This is a genomic window from Aeromonas sp. 5HA1, from assembly GCF_029237245.1.
In the GTDB taxonomy this organism is placed as follows: domain Bacteria; phylum Pseudomonadota; class Gammaproteobacteria; order Enterobacterales; family Aeromonadaceae; genus Aeromonas; species Aeromonas salmonicida.
The window spans coordinates 1-16276 of the sequence record NZ_JAACFW010000010.1; the positions used below are offsets into that span (position 1 = coordinate 1).

Annotated in this window: 17 protein-coding genes; 4 read left to right on the forward strand and 13 right to left on the reverse strand. The window is 62.7% G+C overall.

Features of this window, described 5'->3' with window-relative positions; all coding sequences use genetic code 11:
- Nucleotides 1-149: 149 nt before the first annotated feature.
- From GWQ27_RS10675 to GWQ27_RS10735, 13 genes are read right to left on the reverse strand one after another with little or no spacing between them, the layout of a single operon-like run.
- Complete coding sequence (locus GWQ27_RS10675) at nucleotides 150-1532, reverse strand: VWA domain-containing protein (protein WP_275907322.1); 1383 nt, start codon at nucleotides 1530-1532, stop codon at nucleotides 150-152.
- Nucleotides 1533-2045 carry a pilus assembly protein FlpK gene (locus GWQ27_RS10680; protein ID WP_275907323.1) on the reverse strand — a complete coding sequence of 171 codons (513 nt, stop codon included), beginning with the start codon at nucleotides 2043-2045 and terminating at the stop codon, nucleotides 1533-1535. It abuts the gene before it with no gap.
- Entirely contained in the window at nucleotides 2042-2515 is a 474-nt protein-coding gene (locus GWQ27_RS10685; protein ID WP_275907324.1) for a TadE/TadG family type IV pilus assembly protein, read from the reverse strand. Before GWQ27_RS10685 ends, GWQ27_RS10680 begins: the two co-directional genes overlap by 4 nt.
- Complete coding sequence (locus tag GWQ27_RS10690; protein ID WP_275907325.1) at nucleotides 2512-3276, reverse strand: tetratricopeptide repeat protein; 765 nt, start codon at nucleotides 3274-3276, stop codon at nucleotides 2512-2514. The genes GWQ27_RS10685 and GWQ27_RS10690 overlap by 4 nt, the downstream gene beginning before the upstream one ends.
- A gap of 19 nt (nucleotides 3277-3295) precedes the next feature.
- Entirely contained in the window at nucleotides 3296-4180 is an 885-nt protein-coding gene (gene flpH / locus GWQ27_RS10695) for a Flp fimbrial biogenesis protein FlpH (protein WP_087756076.1), read from the reverse strand.
- Nucleotides 4181-4183: 3 nt separating this feature from the next.
- Nucleotides 4184-5065: a type II secretion system F family protein gene (locus GWQ27_RS10700; RefSeq protein ID WP_169046481.1), complete on the reverse strand. Its 882-nt coding sequence runs from the start codon at nucleotides 5063-5065 to the stop codon at nucleotides 4184-4186.
- Nucleotides 5062-6375, reverse strand: coding sequence for a CpaF family protein (locus GWQ27_RS10705; protein WP_275907326.1), 1314 nt, complete (start codon nucleotides 6373-6375; stop codon nucleotides 5062-5064). The genes GWQ27_RS10700 and GWQ27_RS10705 overlap by 4 nt, the downstream gene beginning before the upstream one ends.
- Nucleotides 6375-7499 carry a P-loop NTPase gene (locus GWQ27_RS10710; RefSeq protein ID WP_275907327.1) on the reverse strand — a complete coding sequence of 375 codons (1125 nt, stop codon included), beginning with the start codon at nucleotides 7497-7499 and terminating at the stop codon, nucleotides 6375-6377. The genes GWQ27_RS10705 and GWQ27_RS10710 overlap by 1 nt, the downstream gene beginning before the upstream one ends.
- Before the next feature lie 3 nt (nucleotides 7500-7502).
- Nucleotides 7503-8051, reverse strand: a complete 549-nt coding sequence (locus GWQ27_RS10715) for a pilus assembly protein FlpD (RefSeq protein ID WP_271771500.1) — start codon at nucleotides 8049-8051, stop codon at nucleotides 7503-7505.
- An 11-nt stretch (nucleotides 8052-8062) separates the two neighbouring features.
- The gene (gene flpC, locus GWQ27_RS10720; RefSeq protein ID WP_275907328.1) at nucleotides 8063-9460 is read right to left on the reverse strand and encodes a type 4 pilus assembly secretin FlpC; all 1398 of its coding nucleotides are present in this window, start codon (nucleotides 9458-9460) and stop codon (nucleotides 8063-8065) included.
- Nucleotides 9461-9479: 19 nt separating this feature from the next.
- Nucleotides 9480-10370 (reverse strand): Flp pilus assembly protein CpaB, encoded by an 891-nt coding sequence (cpaB, locus tag GWQ27_RS10725; protein ID WP_265422877.1) that lies wholly within the window; start codon nucleotides 10368-10370, stop codon nucleotides 9480-9482.
- Between the two features lie 8 nt (nucleotides 10371-10378).
- Nucleotides 10379-10795, reverse strand: coding sequence for a prepilin peptidase (locus tag GWQ27_RS10730; RefSeq protein WP_265462218.1), 417 nt, complete (start codon nucleotides 10793-10795; stop codon nucleotides 10379-10381).
- The gene (locus GWQ27_RS10735) at nucleotides 10792-10995 is read right to left on the reverse strand and encodes a Flp family type IVb pilin (RefSeq protein WP_005312855.1); all 204 of its coding nucleotides are present in this window, start codon (nucleotides 10993-10995) and stop codon (nucleotides 10792-10794) included. The genes GWQ27_RS10730 and GWQ27_RS10735 overlap by 4 nt, the downstream gene beginning before the upstream one ends.
- Nucleotides 10996-11215: 220 nt before the next feature.
- On the opposite strand from GWQ27_RS10735, the gene GWQ27_RS10740 reads away from it, so the two are divergent.
- From GWQ27_RS10740 to GWQ27_RS10755, 4 genes are all read left to right on the forward strand, one after another.
- Nucleotides 11216-14290: a DUF1566 domain-containing protein gene (locus tag GWQ27_RS10740; RefSeq protein ID WP_275907329.1), complete on the forward strand. Its 3075-nt coding sequence runs from the start codon at nucleotides 11216-11218 to the stop codon at nucleotides 14288-14290.
- A gap of 1 nt (nucleotide 14291) precedes the next feature.
- Nucleotides 14292-15011 carry a DUF1566 domain-containing protein gene (locus tag GWQ27_RS10745; protein ID WP_275907330.1) on the forward strand — a complete coding sequence of 240 codons (720 nt, stop codon included), beginning with the start codon at nucleotides 14292-14294 and terminating at the stop codon, nucleotides 15009-15011.
- A 120-nt stretch (nucleotides 15012-15131) separates the two neighbouring features.
- Complete coding sequence (locus GWQ27_RS10750; RefSeq protein WP_011898937.1) at nucleotides 15132-15470, forward strand: outer membrane protein assembly factor BamE; 339 nt, start codon at nucleotides 15132-15134, stop codon at nucleotides 15468-15470.
- Between the two features lie 160 nt (nucleotides 15471-15630).
- A complete protein-coding gene (locus GWQ27_RS10755) occupies nucleotides 15631-16266 on the forward strand; it encodes an NAD(P)H-binding protein (RefSeq protein ID WP_275907331.1) in 636 nt (211 codons plus the stop codon).
- Nucleotides 16267-16276 lie beyond the last annotated feature (10 nt).

Genomic DNA, 16276 nt, shown 5'->3' on the forward strand with positions numbered 1-16276 from the left:
CAGTTTGTGCTGCCGGCACGAAGGGAACGAAGCTACCCCCGCTGCGTGAAGCCAAGGCCACAGAAATACAGTGTAAAAAAAGCCAATAAAAACAATGCCAGTCAGGCTTAACTGACTGGCATTAGCCTGATCTGGCCCCTTTTTTCACACTATTTTGTCAGCACCACATCGTTGATGGCGCTGGCCAATCGGGTCAGCACGGTGCGAATGTTGCCGCTGGTCGCCTTGTAGGCCTGCGAACGGTCGCTGGCGCACTGCGCCACGAAGCGGGCATCTCCCTCGAATGCCACCGTATAGACCTGGATCCCCTTGCGTTTCATCTCCCGGCACAGCAGCAGTTGCTTGCGATCCCGCAGCGCCGCCTCGGGCCCCATGTGTTCGCCGTCCGAGAACAGCACCAGGATCTTGCGGTTGTCCGCTTGCCCGTAAGGGCGCGGCAGTTCGGCTGCCCCCCGGCCCCAGCGCCCCTGCCACTGGGGTGACAGCAGGCGCCAGCCCCACATCACGCCCTCAGCCGTATTGGTGTTGAAGGCGGCGTAGAGGGTATCGAGCGCCTGGCGATACTCGGCCCGGGTCGACAGATGCGCCTGAATGGGGCTCACCCCACAATCGGCATCATCGAAGATGCCGAGCTTGTCACGCCGGTTCTCCAGGTAACGCTCCAGGGGGTTCTCCCTCGGGGCGAATGCCCGCAGGGGAGTGCCATCTTCATACTGCTTGATGGCTGGCGGCTTAGTGCTGTAGTGCAACCTGGGTTGCGTCTCGCCAACGGGAGCCTGCTCCAGCTTGCGGATCCAGCCCGGGGTGAGTTCCGCCAGCCGGTCTATGCCGTCCACATGCTCAGGCAGGCGGGCACAGAATGCCTTGCGCTGGCGCCCCGGTACGTCACGGGTCAGCAAATTGCTCCAGCCTCGCTCATGGGCCAGCGTCTGCAACCCGAAGGGAAATGCCAGGCTCTCTGGATGAAACAGTTCAGGATGATCCCCGATATTGACCAGTCCGGTGGCGGGGATGATGCTGACGACCCTGTCCTGATTGCGCCGCTCGCGGCCAAACAGCACCTCGCCGAACTCTGTCAGCCCCTGCTTGATCGCTTTCATCGGCGCCCCGGACATGGAGTTGGAAACATCCAGCACCAGGGCAATCTCAATACGGGTACGGGCACTGCTGGCACGGGCCGCCGCCGCCACCGGCATGCCCCCCCCTTCGCCAATGGCCGAGAGATCCATCAGTGCGGGCACATGCCCCTGCAGAATAACCCGGGCTCCCTGTTCGCTCTGGCTCAAGCTGGGGGGGCCCACCTGCAAGGGGCGGCCCGCCAGATTGGCCTGCACCAGAGCGACGGCATCCTCAGCGGCAGTGTCACTGTCGGCGGCAGAGTAAAGCACCGCATCGGCGGCGGCGCTGAGCAGACTCTGGCCGCTGTAGCCACGTACCAGTTCGATGACAACGCCGGTCAACGCCAGCACACCTGTCAACATAAGGGCAAAAGCGGGAGAGAGCCCGCCCCCCTGGCGCAAGGGCAGTCCCATTCAATGGATCTCCTGAATAAAGTGGGTGACCAGGGTGCGGCCCGCCCAGAACCGGCTGAACATGCCGCCCTCCCCCTGCCCGAGGCGATAGCAGAGGGTCACCCGCATCAAGGTGCCCACCCGCAATTGCGGCCAGTTGCCCTGGCCGGCGCAGCCAGTGCCCTGCAGCAGGGGAAGCAGTTCGCCATTGGCGCTGTTGTACTGCTCTATGGTCAGTGCGGCCTGCCCCTCTTGCAGAGCGGACAACTGGCCCTGCACGAAGCGCTGATAGAAGGCCAGCTGCGACACGGCGGCGGCGTTTTGCCCCGTCCCCTGCTGGGTCACTATCTGGGTCACGTTGTAGGCCACATTGTGCAGACGCTGCTCGAGGCGCAGCAGTTGCAGTGCCTCGCTGCCAAAACTGAGCAGGGCCAGCAAGACGGGAATGAACATCATTGCCTCTATGCTGATGCTGCCCCCCATGGCGCCAGGGCCCGACCCCAGGAGCCGGTGGCGACAGGAGCAGCGGCTCATCCTGCCCCTCCGGCCGGCAGCCGGTCGGTGAGCAACAAGAGGGTGCTCTGATAGCTGAGCTCGCGATCGTCAATCAGCCAGCTCGGGGTGAGCTGTAGACGGGGACGGACCCTGGCCGTCACCTCCAGCACGGGATCCGCAGGCAGGCGGATCTCGCTGGCAGGATCCGGGCTCCCCTCCTCCTGGCCCAGCATGGCCTCCAGCGACACATGGGGGGTGACGCTCACCGTCACGCCATCCAGCTCCCCTCGCCCCCGTTGTTGCAAGCGAAGGCGGATCCCGTCAGCCGACGGGATCCGCCTTGCCGCTGATTCGGCCTGCAGCTCACGGAGCACGGATCGCAAGCCATGCTCCAGAGTGCTGTATTGCAGATGCACCCGCAGCACATCCGCCACCAGCAACAGCAGTGCCAGCAGCAGCGGCAATATGATCACCAGCTCTATGCTGGCCACACCGAGCTCGCGTCTCACGCCCCCGTCCCCCGCCCCAGTTGCGCCTTGAGCAGCCTGATGTCGTGCTCCAGCTGGCTGGCGCTAAGAAAACGCGACAGTATGAGGCGAGCCTGGGGTTCATTGCCCTCCGCCAGCAGCAGCAGGACATAATTCATCTCCGCCCTGGGTGGCAGGTTCTGGTAGTGCAGCAGCGGCTCGAATGCCTGACGGGCAGCCACCTTGTTGCCCTCCATCAGCCAGCCCAGCGCCAGGTTGGCGCGATAATCCGGTTCGTCGGGGGCCGCCGCCACCGCCACTTCAAACTGCTGGCGTCCCTTGCCAAAGGCCCCCTGCTGCAAGCTGGCCACCCCCAGGCCATTGCTGAGTCGCGCGCGCTCGTCCCGGTTCAGTCCGGCCAGTGCCAGTCCCTGCTGATAGGCCAGTGCAGCCTCGGCGCTCAGACCATCATCCAGCAGAAACTTGCCAAGATAGTGAGCGGCCTGAGCCCCCTGCTTGCCCCCCTTGTCCAGCAACTGCTGCAAGCCATCACGCGCTGCCTGCTTCTTGTCTTGCTGATAACGGGTACGGGCCAGCATCAGCTGCGCCTCCTCCAGGGTGGCATCGTCAGCCAGCAAGGCCTGATAGAGCCGCTCTGCCTTGTCATACTGGGCTGAATCGAACGCCGCCTTGGCCACCGCCATGCTATTGCTCTGGCTTTGCTGGCGGGTATCGCCGTGGTTGCTGCACGCTGCCAGCCCGAGCAGGGCCAGCAGCAACACACAATGAAGTCGTGATCGCATTTCAAATCCTGTGGCCTGCTCAGCGCAGGCTGTTGATCAACAAATTGAGGGTAGGGGCAATGATCAGCACCAGCATGGGCAGCATGATGAGCGCCATCTGGATGAGGGTGATCTTGCCCGGCAAGGAGCCTGCCTGCTCCTCCAGCGCCAGCCGCCGCATCTGGCGGGCCTCCTGACTGATGGTGCGCATCGTCTCGGCCAGCGGCGAGCCGTACTGCTGGGCCATCTGCAAGGTGTTGGCAAGCCTGTCCAGCTCGGGCAAACCGGTGCGCCAGGCGAGCCGCGCCAGACAACTTGCCTGATCGCCGCGCATCTGGATCTCCGCATGGGTGCGCAGGAACTGGCGGGCAAGGCCCGGCTCCAGCGCTCCCAGATAGTGGCCCACCCGCAGCAGTGCCCGATCCAGCGCCAGCCCGGCCTCGACACTGATCACCAGCAGGTCGATGGCATCGGGCACCACCTTCTGCTGCGCACTCTTCACCTTGCGGGCACGCCACTGCAGCCAGCGCTCGGGCACACCGGCCCCCACCACATAGGCCACCAGCACCCACATCAGGGTAAAACCGTCGGCGGGTGCCGCCAGCAGACGCCACAACAAGGCCGCCAGTGCCCCTCCCAGCCCACCCAATAACTTGGCCGCCCTGAGCCGGTCAAAGCCATGGCGGGAGAAGATCCCCGCCTGCGCCAGCAGTTGCTGCAAGCGGGCCTGCTCCCGGGCGCCGACCGGGTAACCGCGACCGCACCAGGCCAGCCAGTCCCGCGCCGCATCCCTGCGTTGACGGACAGGGCCATAGCGGTGGCTCTGGGCCTGCCACTGCTGTTGTTGCCGGTAACCGTGCCAGCCAACGACCGCCGCCGACGCGAGACAGGCCAGCGCCAATCCGAAAAGTTGCATGACAGTCATGGGCTACCCCTGCAGACGCGTGAGGCGACGGATAAGCCAGAGCCCGACCGCCACGCTGATGGAGACATATCCCAATACCCACTGGCCGCTGGCCGTGGTCATCAGGTAGGTGAAGTGCTCCCGTCCGGTCGTGAACAGCACCAGCAAGATGATGACGGGGAGCGCTGCCAGCACCTTGGCGGCATTGCGACTCTCGGCCGTGATGGTCTGGATGCTGGCCGCCAGGGTCTGGCGGGCACGCAGTGTCTCCACCAGTTGCGCCAGCACCTCCGAGAGGCGGCCGCCCGTTTCCTGCTGCAGGCTGAGCACTATGGTCAGAAACTGAAACTCGGCCACCGCGACCCGGTTCGCCGCCTGTTGCATCACCTGCGCCACCGGCTGACCTACCTGCAACTCGTCGTGCATCTGACCAAACAACCTGGCCATCAGACCGCGCTGCTGACAGGCCACCAGCTTGAAGATATCCGCCAATGGCGCCCCGACCCGCAGCGCCCGTATCATGCCGTCAATCACCTCGGGCAACTGGGTACGAAACCGCTCCAGCGCCCGCTGTTGCAGTTGCTGATAGACCACCAGCCCGAGGGAAAGCGCCCCGCCCACCGCCAGCAGCAGTGCCAACCAGAACGGCATGCCATTGGCCACCAGCAAGACGCAGGCAAGGGCCGCCCCCGCCGGGCCCTGCCAGGTCCAGCGGGTCAGCTGATCCTGGCCCACCATGGTCACCATCTGCTGATACCAGTGGGGCAGAGGTCGTGCCCCCTTGTGTTGCGCGGGCTGGCCATAGCGTTGGCACTGCTGCTGCCAGGCTTCGCGTCGGCTCTGCCATTGCCAGAGCAGCAGGCAGGCCAGTCCCCAGCCCAGACACACCAGAATGAGCGTGCTCATGACACCGGCTCCCCGGCACCCGCCATGCACTCATGCAGCTCGGTCAGCAAACCCGCCTGACGGGCTTTCTCCTCGACTCCGGCCGAGAGGGGATGGGCAATGAAGCGCCCCTGCAGCTTGCCGTGCAGCTCAGATTCCAGCACGAAGCGAAACAGCGGCTGCATCCTGATCTGGCTCCCTTCCAGCGAGGTGACTTCACTGATGGCGGTGATCCGGCGCTGACCGTCACGCATCCGCTCCAGCTGCACCACCAGATCCACGGCGCTGGCGATCTGGGCCTGGATGATCTGCTCGGAGAGCCGCTCAGCCCCCATTTGCAACATGTTGGTCAGCCGCAACAGGGCATCTTCCGGGGTGTTGGCGTGCAGGGTACAGAGGGAGCCGTCATGGCCGGTGTTCATCGCCTGCAACATGTCGAACGCCTCTGCGCCGCGCACCTCCCCCAGAATGATGCGATCCGGCCGCATCCGCAGGGCGTTGCGCACCAGGGCGCGTACGCTCACCTCTCCCTTGCCCTCGGCACTCTCGTTGCGGGTCTCCAGCGGCACCCAGTGGGGCTGATCGAGGGAAAGCTCGGCGGCATCCTCTATGGTGATGATCCGCTCGTCGTCGTTGATGTGCTTGCTCAGGGCGTTGAGCAAGGTGGTCTTGCCCGATCCCGTCCCCCCCGAGATAAGCACATTGAAGCGACTGCGCGCCGCCAGTCCCAAAAAGCGGGCCATGGCATCGGACAGGGCCCCCTTCTCCACCAGATGGGTCAGGGTCAGGCGGCTACTTGGGAATTTGCGGATGGAGATGGTGGTGCCACACAGGGCGACAGGCGGCGCAATGACGTTGACCCGGCTGCCATCGGCCAGTCGGGCATCCACCATGGGGGTGGACTCATCCACCCGCCGCCCCACCGCATTGACGATCCGCTGCGCCACGTTGAACACATGCTGGCGGTCGCGAAAGCGCACTCCGGAGAGGGTCAACTTGCCGTGCCGCTCCACATAGACCTTGTCCGGGCCATTGACCAGAATGTCCGAGACTTCGGGGTCATCGAGCAGGGGTTGCAGCGGCCCCACGCCCACCATCTCGTCCACCAGCTGACGGGCAAGCAGGGTCAGCTCCTGACGGTTATAGGGCAACATGCGGCGAGTCGAGAGCTGCGCGAGGGCACGGGTGACGCGCTCGAGCAGCGCATCACGCGGCAAGGTGGCGGCCACCGAGGGTTCGACCAGCTCGTAGAAGGCCTCCCGCGCGGCATCAGACAGGGTGAGCAGTGCCCCTGGCACCGACGGCAGTCGGCTGTTGGCTTGTCCGAACATCAGCGCCGCCCTCGCCCTGTAACCTGAGCCCCCACCAGCTCACCCGCCAGCAAGGTCAGGGCGCGAGCCAGTTTGCTCTTTTGCTGGATGAGCGGCTGCCCGGCACGCTCGGCGCGCACAAAGGCGCCATGATCATAGGGCAGCACGGCGGCGTGGGGCTGACCACAGACGCGCTCCAGCTCCTGCGCCGGCACCCGCCCCTCCTTGCCACGGCAGTGGTTGCCCACCAGCAGGCGACGTTGGGCCTGCCCGCCTTGCGGGTATTGCCCCAGCAGCCGCAGTGCCCCCAGACTGAAATCGTGCAGCCAGAGCACTACGTCCGCCTCTTGCAACAAGGCACGCAGCCCATGAGTGCGCAGATCCGGCACATCGATAATGAGGGTGCTGTAGTGCTCCGCCATCACGTTGACCGCCGCCACCAGTTGCTCGGCACCGAGCACCAGCTCCTGCCCCTCGTCATAGAAGAGGAAGAGCCTTGGCCCAAGCTGATGGGCAGTATGGGCCAGCAGGGTGCCATCGAGCCGATCGGTAGCCTGCCACCACTGTTCACCGGGCGGGGCATAGTCGCTGCCCAGCAAAATAGGGTGACGGCTGTGATGAAGGTTGAGATCCAGCAACGCAACCTGACGGTGATGCTGGTCGGCTAACACCATGGCCAGATTGGCAGCCACTGTGCTGGTGCCCACGCCACCGGCGGCGCCGACCACGCAGATCACCCGCCCCTTGCGCAATGAGGTCACCAGCGGCACCCCCAGCAGACGCAGCAGGCCGGTACGCAGGGCATCGGGATCCAGCGGCGCCGGATAGTAATCATCCACCCCCACCGAAATAAGCCAGCGGAACAGGGTCACGTCCCCCCTCTCCCCCAGCAGGACCAGCCGCATCTGGGGCGGACAGCATTCTGCAAGGGCGGCCAGATCGGCCGCCAGCGTCTGTGGGTTTTCCACCTCCACCAGCAGGATATCGGGGGCCCCTTGCGCCAGGCAGTGGGCCCTGGCCTCGGCCAGGGAGCCCGGTATCTGTCGGGCTTCGACCTCGGCCAGCTGGGCCAGCACCAGGCCGACCCCGGCATGCAGGGCAGGCTGGCGGGTGACAGCCACCAGTTGTTTGGTTTGTTCATTCATGCACTACTCCCCTGTCGTCTGCTGTTTCTTGGCCGACTTGGCCTTGCCCTGATAGAGGCGCTGCACGGCACCGGCATCGAGGGCGCTGCCACTGCCGTCATAGCGGGCGCCGCGGGCCCAGTGCTCCCCATGACTCTGGGCGCGATACTGGTTGCGCAGTACCAGACAAGCGCCGGGCGATGCCAGAGATACGCCTCTGGCATAGCGGCAGGTGTCGGATTGCAAGGTGGCGTCAAGCTCGACCTCATACGCTTGCCGGGTCGCCGGGATGAAGGTGAGGCGGGTCTCCAGCGCCAGCCACTGGGCCAACTGCTGGCGCAGAGCTTCCGGAGTTGGCTCCCGGTTCCCGGGTTGCGGGCCCGTGATCGTCAGGTGCAGGGATCCTGCCTCCAGCCGGTTGGCCAGCGGGGCCAGTTGCCATTGCAGCTGTTGTTGCAGTTGCGACGGGGCAACCCGGAACTGCAGCTGATCCTTGAGGGAGGAGGCAGGGGGTTGGGTGGTGCAGGCCATCAGCGGTAACGCCAGGGCCAGCAACAGTGTCTCTCTTAACATGGTCACTTCCCTCAGTAGCTGTAGCCGTAGTTGCCAAACAGGCGAGTCGCTTGCGCGCCAGGTCGCTCGGTTGACCCCATGTCTGTGAAGAACAGCCGCTCGAACCGGCTCGGCGCCCGATAGTGATCCAGCGGCGTCGACAGGGAGAGGGGATCGCTGGTGGGCTGCACCAGACGGGCGGTGGCGATGATCACCAGTTCGCTCTCCTGGTTCTTGAAGCTGTTGCTGCCAAAGAAGGGGGCCAGCCCGGGGATCTCGCCGAGGAAGGGCAAAGCCTCGTTGCTCTGGTTGCGATGGGTACGCACCAGGCCCGCCAGGGCGAAGCTCTGGCCATCCGCCAGCTCTATGGTGGTGGTGGTGCGACGGGTTTCTATGCCCGGCACCACAACCCCGGCGATGGAGACGCTGTTCTCTCGGCTCAAGGTCGACACTTCGGGTGAAACCGTCAGGCTGATGCGGTTGTTGTCGAGCAAGGTTGGAGTCAGCTCCAGCGAGATGCCGAACTTCTTGAATTCGATCTCGGGCCCGTTATCCCCATTGCCCACCGGGAAGGGGAACTCGCCACCGGACATGAAGGTGGCGGCCTCACCGGATTTGGCAGTCAGGTTCGGCTCGGCCAGCACATTGACCAGGCTGTTCTCCACCAGTGCATCTATGATGGCGTTGATGTAGACCACATCCTTCTTGCCGCCCCAACTGCCCCGCTCGGCGGGTTTGGGGAAACGGTTGCCCGGCGAGACACCCAGCTGCAAGTACTCCCCCATGGCGCTCCAGCGCAATCCCAGCTGTTCACTGGTGGTGCGCTGCATCTCGACGATGCGCACCGATATGTTGATCTGATCCGAGCCCGCTAGACGCAACTGGTTGATGACGTTTGCATATTGCCCGCTGCCACCACCGGCGACCGCCGCCCCCTCATCCTGATTGCCGCTCTGAGGCTGAGCGGGGGCGACTGGGCCAGAGGGGACTCCCTGAGGCTGAATGCCTTTGGCGAACGCCTCCACCATGGCCAGGATCTCGTGGGCTTGCAGCGGACTGGTTACCTCCCCCGCCACCACTATGGCGCCGCCAGACTCGCTGAAGGTGAGTCGGCTCTGGGGAAAGTGCTGCCTGGCCAGTTGCTTGAGGGGGGCAAGATCCGCCACCACCTGCACCCGGTAGTGACCCAGGGTGCGGCCATCCTGCGCGGTGACCACCAGATCGGTGCGGCCAACCTTGCGACCATAGATCAGCAATTGCTGATCAGAGGGGCTGTGTACCCGCACCAACTCCGAGTTGGCGACGAAGGCATCCAGCACGGGTTCATCGAAATTGAGCAGGGTGGACTGCTCGGGGGTGAGAGTCAGGCTCTCTGCCGCCACTGCCCATAACGGCAGCAGGGCGAGCACCATGGCGAATGTTCGCAACATCGTGTCCTTTCTGGGTTGATTAAGGTTGGCGGTTACGGTCGTTGCCGTCGCCATAACTGATCCGGACTCCGTGACCCGGAATGGCCCTCGGGTTCTGGCCACTGGCCACCTGCTCGGCCCATATCAGGCTCCCTTCAGGCAGGGCAACAGCCTCGCTGCCCGCAGGGGCACCCTGGGCCGAGCGCAGTACCAGTGCCAGCTCTCCCAATCGATGGGCCAGCAGCAGACGGGCTGCCGCCCGCGGGGCCAGCTCGAAGGTCACAGCCACTTGATCGAAGTTGTCCTGCGCCGCCGCAGTGCCGTTGAGCGCGGCGATATCGGTCACCTGGGCATCGATGGCCAACAACTTGATGTCGGTCAGAATGATCTCCGCCGACTGGTTGCTGGTCACCTCGGCCCCTTGCGCATTGTGCTGACGGGCATGCTTGCTGGTGAGGATCACATCCACCCGGTTGCCGGGCCGGATCAGGCCATGGCTGGCCGCCTCCCGCCCCAGCGCCAGGGTCACAGCCCGCATCCCCGGCGCCATCATGGCGGAGAGATAGTGGCTCTGCTCCGGGCGCACCAGATCATCAGACGAGACAATCTGCCCCGACTCCAGGGTACGAGTGACCAGACTTCCCTTGAGTGCCTTGGTATCGGTAAAACCGAACAGGAAGAGCCCCGGCAGATTCATCTCCTCGGCGGCGGGCAGAGTTTGCCAGACCAGATCCTCGGGATGGATAAAGGAGCCGGCCTGTACCCTGTGGGCGGCCACCAGCACCTGGGCGACCCTGTCGGAAGCTGTCGATTCCGATGTCAGGTCTCGCTGTGGAACTGTCTTCTGCGGCGCAGGTTCAACCGGCCAGAAGGCAGCCAGCGTCGCCGCCAGCACCAGCAGTGCAGCGATAAGAGAGAGGAGTTTCTTCATAGGTGTGACTACATAAATAGAGGAGTGGTCAGACTCGCCGCCCACAAAATGGCGAATCCATAAGGCACAGTGACGGGCTCGGGAGATGGCCGGAAACGGGCATAAGCCAGGCATACGAGGCTGAGCACGCCACCCGAGAATGCCATCCAGAGCAGCAACTCGGGCCAGCGTCCGGATGCACCATAGAGGCAAACCGCCAGCAACTTGCTGTCACCGGCCCCGCACCAGCCCCTGTGATAGGCAAACAGCCCCAGCAGCAGTGTCAGCAGGGCCAGGGTCAGCGAAAGCGGATTGAACGGCAGCAGCCAAAGCGCCCAGAGTGCCAGTACCAGCACAGCCAGGTTGGGGACACGCCGCTCAAACAAGTCGCTGACCAGACACCAGCACGCCATCAATATGGCCAGCCACTGCCCGAGCGCTGTCACTTGCCCGCGGCATCCATGTTCAACCCCGCCACTATGGCGGTGAACTTCTCCTTCAAGGCCGTGATGAAGATCCCGTCCGAGCCGAAGATGGCGAGGATCCCGGCCGCCAGCCCCGCCGCCAGAATGCCGTATTCGATCGCCGTGGCGCCGGTGTCATCCTTCAGATAGTCCCCAAGGTAATCCCAAACTCGCATCTTCATTTTATTGTCCCTGTTTTTTATGCCTGAAATTAAACAGCGACAATATGATATTGAGATCACAAACGAGAATCAATATCATTATCATAAAATGAAATAATTCGCAGAGTGAATTTTCGTTTTTGACACTTTTAACAGCAAAAAATCTGCACTAATCGTTCAACTCGCAAGAAGAGACTGGTTCAGCAGCTAATTCACCTATACAACAATAATGGAGTCGATCTTGTTCAGGACAACGCGACCCCTGATCCTGGCCCTCTGCTGCGCAACCTTGCTGGCATGCAAGGCCGAGCTGGGTACCCCGGATCAGGAAGGAAACAACGGCAACACCAGCGGTAATAACGGCAGCAGTCAAACCACGCCTCCCCCCCCGGATCCTGTGACCCCGCCATCGGACAACAACACCGGGAACAACGGCAGCGGCACGGGTTCGGGGAGCAGCAGCGGAAGCGGCAACACAGGCAACACAGGCAACACAGGCAACACAGGCAACACAGGCAACACAGGCAACACAGGCAACACAGGCAACACAGGTACTGTGACCCCGCCTACACCGCCGGATCAACCGGACAAGGCACCAGATCCCGCCACCAAGCCCACCAGCCTGGATCTGGCGGGTGCGCTCTCCATCACACACGAGCAGGGAGCCCAATTCGATATCCAGCTCTGCGCCGACAAGGTGTGCGTGACTCAGAGCGCCCTGGCCGACGGCAGCTTTGGGTTCAAACTCAAGCTGAGCCAGTGGCCTCAGGATAAACCACTGAGGTTGACCGCCAGCAACCGCCAGCAGAGTGCGCCTATCCTCAGCAGTCAGCTGCCCTCGCTGGAGCAACTGCTCAAGCAGGATCAGAATGGGGATGGCATCATCACCGAGCAGGAGGTACCCCATCTGCACCTCTCCCCCATGCTGCTGGCATACCAGAGCCTCACCACGGCACTGCAAAAACGGGAAGGCAGGCAGGATGTCACGGCGCTGCTGGTCAGCGATCCACAGCTCAATCACGGCATGGCCCGCGAGCTGACAGCGCTGCTGCAACTGGTACTCGATGGCGACATTCCCCTCCCTGTCAGCAAGATCACCCAGCTGGCCGAGCACCTGGTCGCCTACCGGCAGGTTCAGCCAGGTGCTGACCTGCAAGAAGGGCTGTTGAACTATGCCGTCCAGCAAGGGACGGCACTGCCTGTCGATACGGAGACCATGCTGGCGGCTGCGGTCAAAGCCATGGCGGCCCTCGACACCCGCACCCCGGCCTATCAGCTGCACGCCACCTTCTACCCTCATCGACAGCTGACCCTGCAGGGAATATTCCCCTCGCGGCTTGGTGAGCCGACCGTCATGGTGGAGATAGGTGCCAAGCCCAATCACGATGGCCTTAACCAGTACTACTTCAAACCTGAACGCCCAATACGGCCACAGCGACTCCCCATCAGGGCCCTGGATGGCCAGGTGCTTGACGGTCTGCCCGTCAAACAGGGCAACCAGTACAGCCTCACCCTCGCACTGCCGGACCTCAACAATACCTTCACCACTTGCCAGCCTGGCGAGAGCGAGACCAGCGACGACCTGATGCAGGACACCCTCACCCTGGTGGTACAGGATGAGAAGAGCGAGGTGGAGTTGCGATCTGTACTCGGGTCCCTGTGCGAACTGGTCAAGCAGGACGGCAACCGGGACGGCATCCTCACCGCCAGCGAATTCCCGCGCCTGCAAGTGGGCTATACCAGCACGGCCCAGCAAGCCCTGCTGCTCAAAACCACACTCAGTGCCAGCATGGGCTCTTTCCTGGACTGGCAAGCCTGGACCCTGGCGGAGCTGGATCAAAAACTCAAGGCACTGCCGAGGCATCAGGTTGAGCTGCTGGCAGCCATGGTCGCCCTGCAGGCCGAGGGGGAGCTCTGGCAGCAGCCCGTCAACCTGATCGAGGGCACTGATTTTCGCCAGCAACTGCTGAGCTGGCTGGAGATCAACATGGCCAATGAATATTCAACCGTGTCCCGCAACAATCAGATACCGGACCTGTTCAAACTGGAATCCGCCATCGCCGACAATAGCGGGCTGGGCCCCCTGTTGAATGCCAATCCAGACAAGAACATCTCCCACATCATCAAGGCGGCGGCCAGTCTGATCCGCAACTCGGAAAGCGATGCACTTCTCTATCCCGGTACCAGCACACCGGGTAGCTGGGTCACCCCCTACCCCAACAGCCCCCTCTCCCCCGTCTGTCAGCGCGAGGTGTTGTCAGATCAAGTGATCGGCCTGGCCATTCTGGGCCAGGGCCGTGATCAGGATGGCAGCCACTGGGTCACCCTCGGCTGGCAACCTCAGGAGGGGGCGAGTCAGTATCGGATTGGCTGGGGGAAAACCCCGTTTGAGCATATTGAAAACGCCGAACAGCAAGGCATCAGCCAGCAGACTCGCATCACCCTCAAGGGTCTCCCTCGCTATCAGGACTACCAGATAAGAGTGATGAGCGAAGGCGGCACCATCAGCGCCCCCCTCCACTATCGGACGGGCCAGTTGCATGTGGCCGATACCCGCATCACCCACAGCATGGGAGACGATGACGGCAAGCGGGGACGGGATCTGGACAATCGCTGCGATCCTCTGAGCGGTCAGGCCGTCAACAGCAATCAGGATGGGGTGCTTGGCGCTCGCTACATCAAGCTGGACAGCCAGGGAAAACCCCTGCCACGGCAAGACCTCTCCTACAAACAGTTGCCCTTCGCCTGCGTGGTTGATGCCTTGAGCGGACTGGTATGGGAAACCAAGGTGCAACACAAGGATGGGGAATCCTCCCTGCACGATGACAAGAGCCTGTTTGCCTATGACGATATCCAGAGCGACAACGCCTTCAACGGCAGCTGCTATGACCCGCAAAGTGGCACCCTAGCCAGCGATAGAAGCCGTTGCAACCTGAAACGTCAGGTCAATCAGGTCAATCAGAGCAAGCTGTGCGGCCTAGATAACTGGCGCGCCCCGAGCCAGCAGGAGTTCTACGGCATCATGACCCTGACCAAAGAGAACCCCATAGCGCTCGATACCCGTTATTTCCCGCTCTATTCCGGCCTGGCATACACCTACGGCAAATGGAACGAGCTGGAAGGTATCTTCTACGGCTTCTGGACGGCAGATGTCATGCCAGTGAGTCGCCCGGTCGGCACCTGGAGCCAGGATGATGGTGGGCCGGATGCCTACAAGGTACGGCCAGGCTCTGACCTCAGAGGCAGTATCGCCCGCCAGTATCAACCCCATTACGTCATGCTGGTCAGCGATGGCTTCAAGGTCACAGGAGAATAAAATGCACCGCTATTTCCCCCCCCTATTGCTGATCACCACCCTGTTGCCGGTCACCAGCCAGGCCCGCGAGTGTCTGCCTGGCTATCAGAACGATCACAACCGTTTCGTTAGCGAGCAGGTCGACACGGCCGAGGGCAAGCTGAACGTGATCAACGACAGAGCCACAGGTCTACAGTGGCTCTATTGCCCCTATGGTCAGCACGCCAGTACCGATGGCACCGGCTGCGAAGGCACACCCGCGTTTATTTCAACCCGCGCCAACGTTGAAGACAATACCTTGATGGGCGTTATCAAGCAAGCCAACGACCGGCTTGGTACACCCGCACAACCCTGGCGGGCCCCCGACATCAAGGAACTGTTTACCCTCTACAACAACCAGTGCCAGCCGGCCATTTATGCGGCACAAGGTTACCCTGCGACATCCCTCCAATCACAGATAGCGGCAGACAAAGAAACTCTGTGTGCTGACGCAGCGCCCAAGTGGGATAAGGTAGCCGAGCAGTGGATCGAGGTTCCCGATGATGTCAAAACTGCATGCCGCGCAGCTGAACAACAACTCTGGGCACTGGCTAACATCGCCTTTGGTTCAGACAGCTCGGGGGGGGAGGGATACGACTTTCTGAACTTTGCCGGCAGCGGGGAAACCTTCAACGTTGGCGGAATAGGATTATCCAGCGTCATGCTGCGACTGGTCCGCCCCATCCCCACCGTTGAGGAGTGATCCCATCGGCCAGAGGGCCAGGCGCCCTCTGGCTATTTTTTCCATGGCTTTTACTTCCGCCAAGGGAGTAGGTATGATTCGGCCAGCGTAAAAGACTTGAATGGATGATCTGAACTCGATATGCGGATGAAACACCTGATTGCCGCGGCCCTGACCGCCCTCACCCTGTCCGGTTGCAGCCTGGTCTATCGCATCGATATTCCCCAGGGCAACTATGTGGAACAAAAACAGGTCGACAAACTGCGCCAAGGCATGACCCGCGAACAGGTCGAGTTCGTGCTGGGCTCCGCCATGCTGCGCGATGGCTTTGACCCGAACACCTGGTATTACCTCTATGAATTCCAGCCGGGTCGCGGCGAAAAAGAGCGCAAAGAGCTCACCGTGACCTTCGCCAACGACAAGCTGGCCACGGTCACCGGCGACTTCCCGTTACCAGCGGCCTTCCACACCCCGCTCTGATCGCATTCACAAAACCGGCCCAGCGCCGGTTTTGTTTTATTTGGCCACCGCCATCCCATCTTCGCGAGGAAGCCTCCATGCACCAGCCCAAGAATCCCCATACCCACGGACGGCGCGATGGCAAGATCTTGGTGGCCCTGGTTGAGCCAGGGAGGCACGCATGAGCCAGATCCTGATCGCCGGTGCCAGCGGTCTGATCGGCCGGGAGCTGCTCCGCCAACTCGATCCCGCTCACTCACTGACCCTGCTCTGTCGCAAGGCGGGGGCTCCCCAGCCCCGGCATCACTGGCTGCCGGTCGACTTCGAACAACTGGCGGATCTGGACCTGCCCTCCCCTGTCGATATCGCCTTCTGCTGCCTGGGCACCACCCGCAAGCAGGCAGGCTCTGACGACGCATTTCGTCGGGTCGACCACGACTATGTGCTGGCTTTTGCCAAGCTCGCTCTCCGCCACGGCTGTCAACGCCTCATCGTCGTCTCGAGTCTGGGAGCCAACCCACGCTCACCGGCCCTCTATCCCCGCACCAAGGGGCAGATGGAACAGGCCTTGCTGGCACAATCCTGGCAACGGCTTGCCATAGTGCGCCCCGCCATGCTGCTCGGCAACCGCCAGCCGCCACGCCGTTCCGAGCAATTTTTTCAGGCACTCTATCCGCTGCTGCGTCCCCTGCTCATTGGCAAGCTGCGCCGCTGGCGCGCCATCGACGCCAGCCAGGTCGCCCACGCCATGATAGTGCTCAGCCAGCAGGAACATGGTATCGAGCTGGTGGAAAACGAGCGCCTGCAACGTCTTTAAGCTCTGCTCC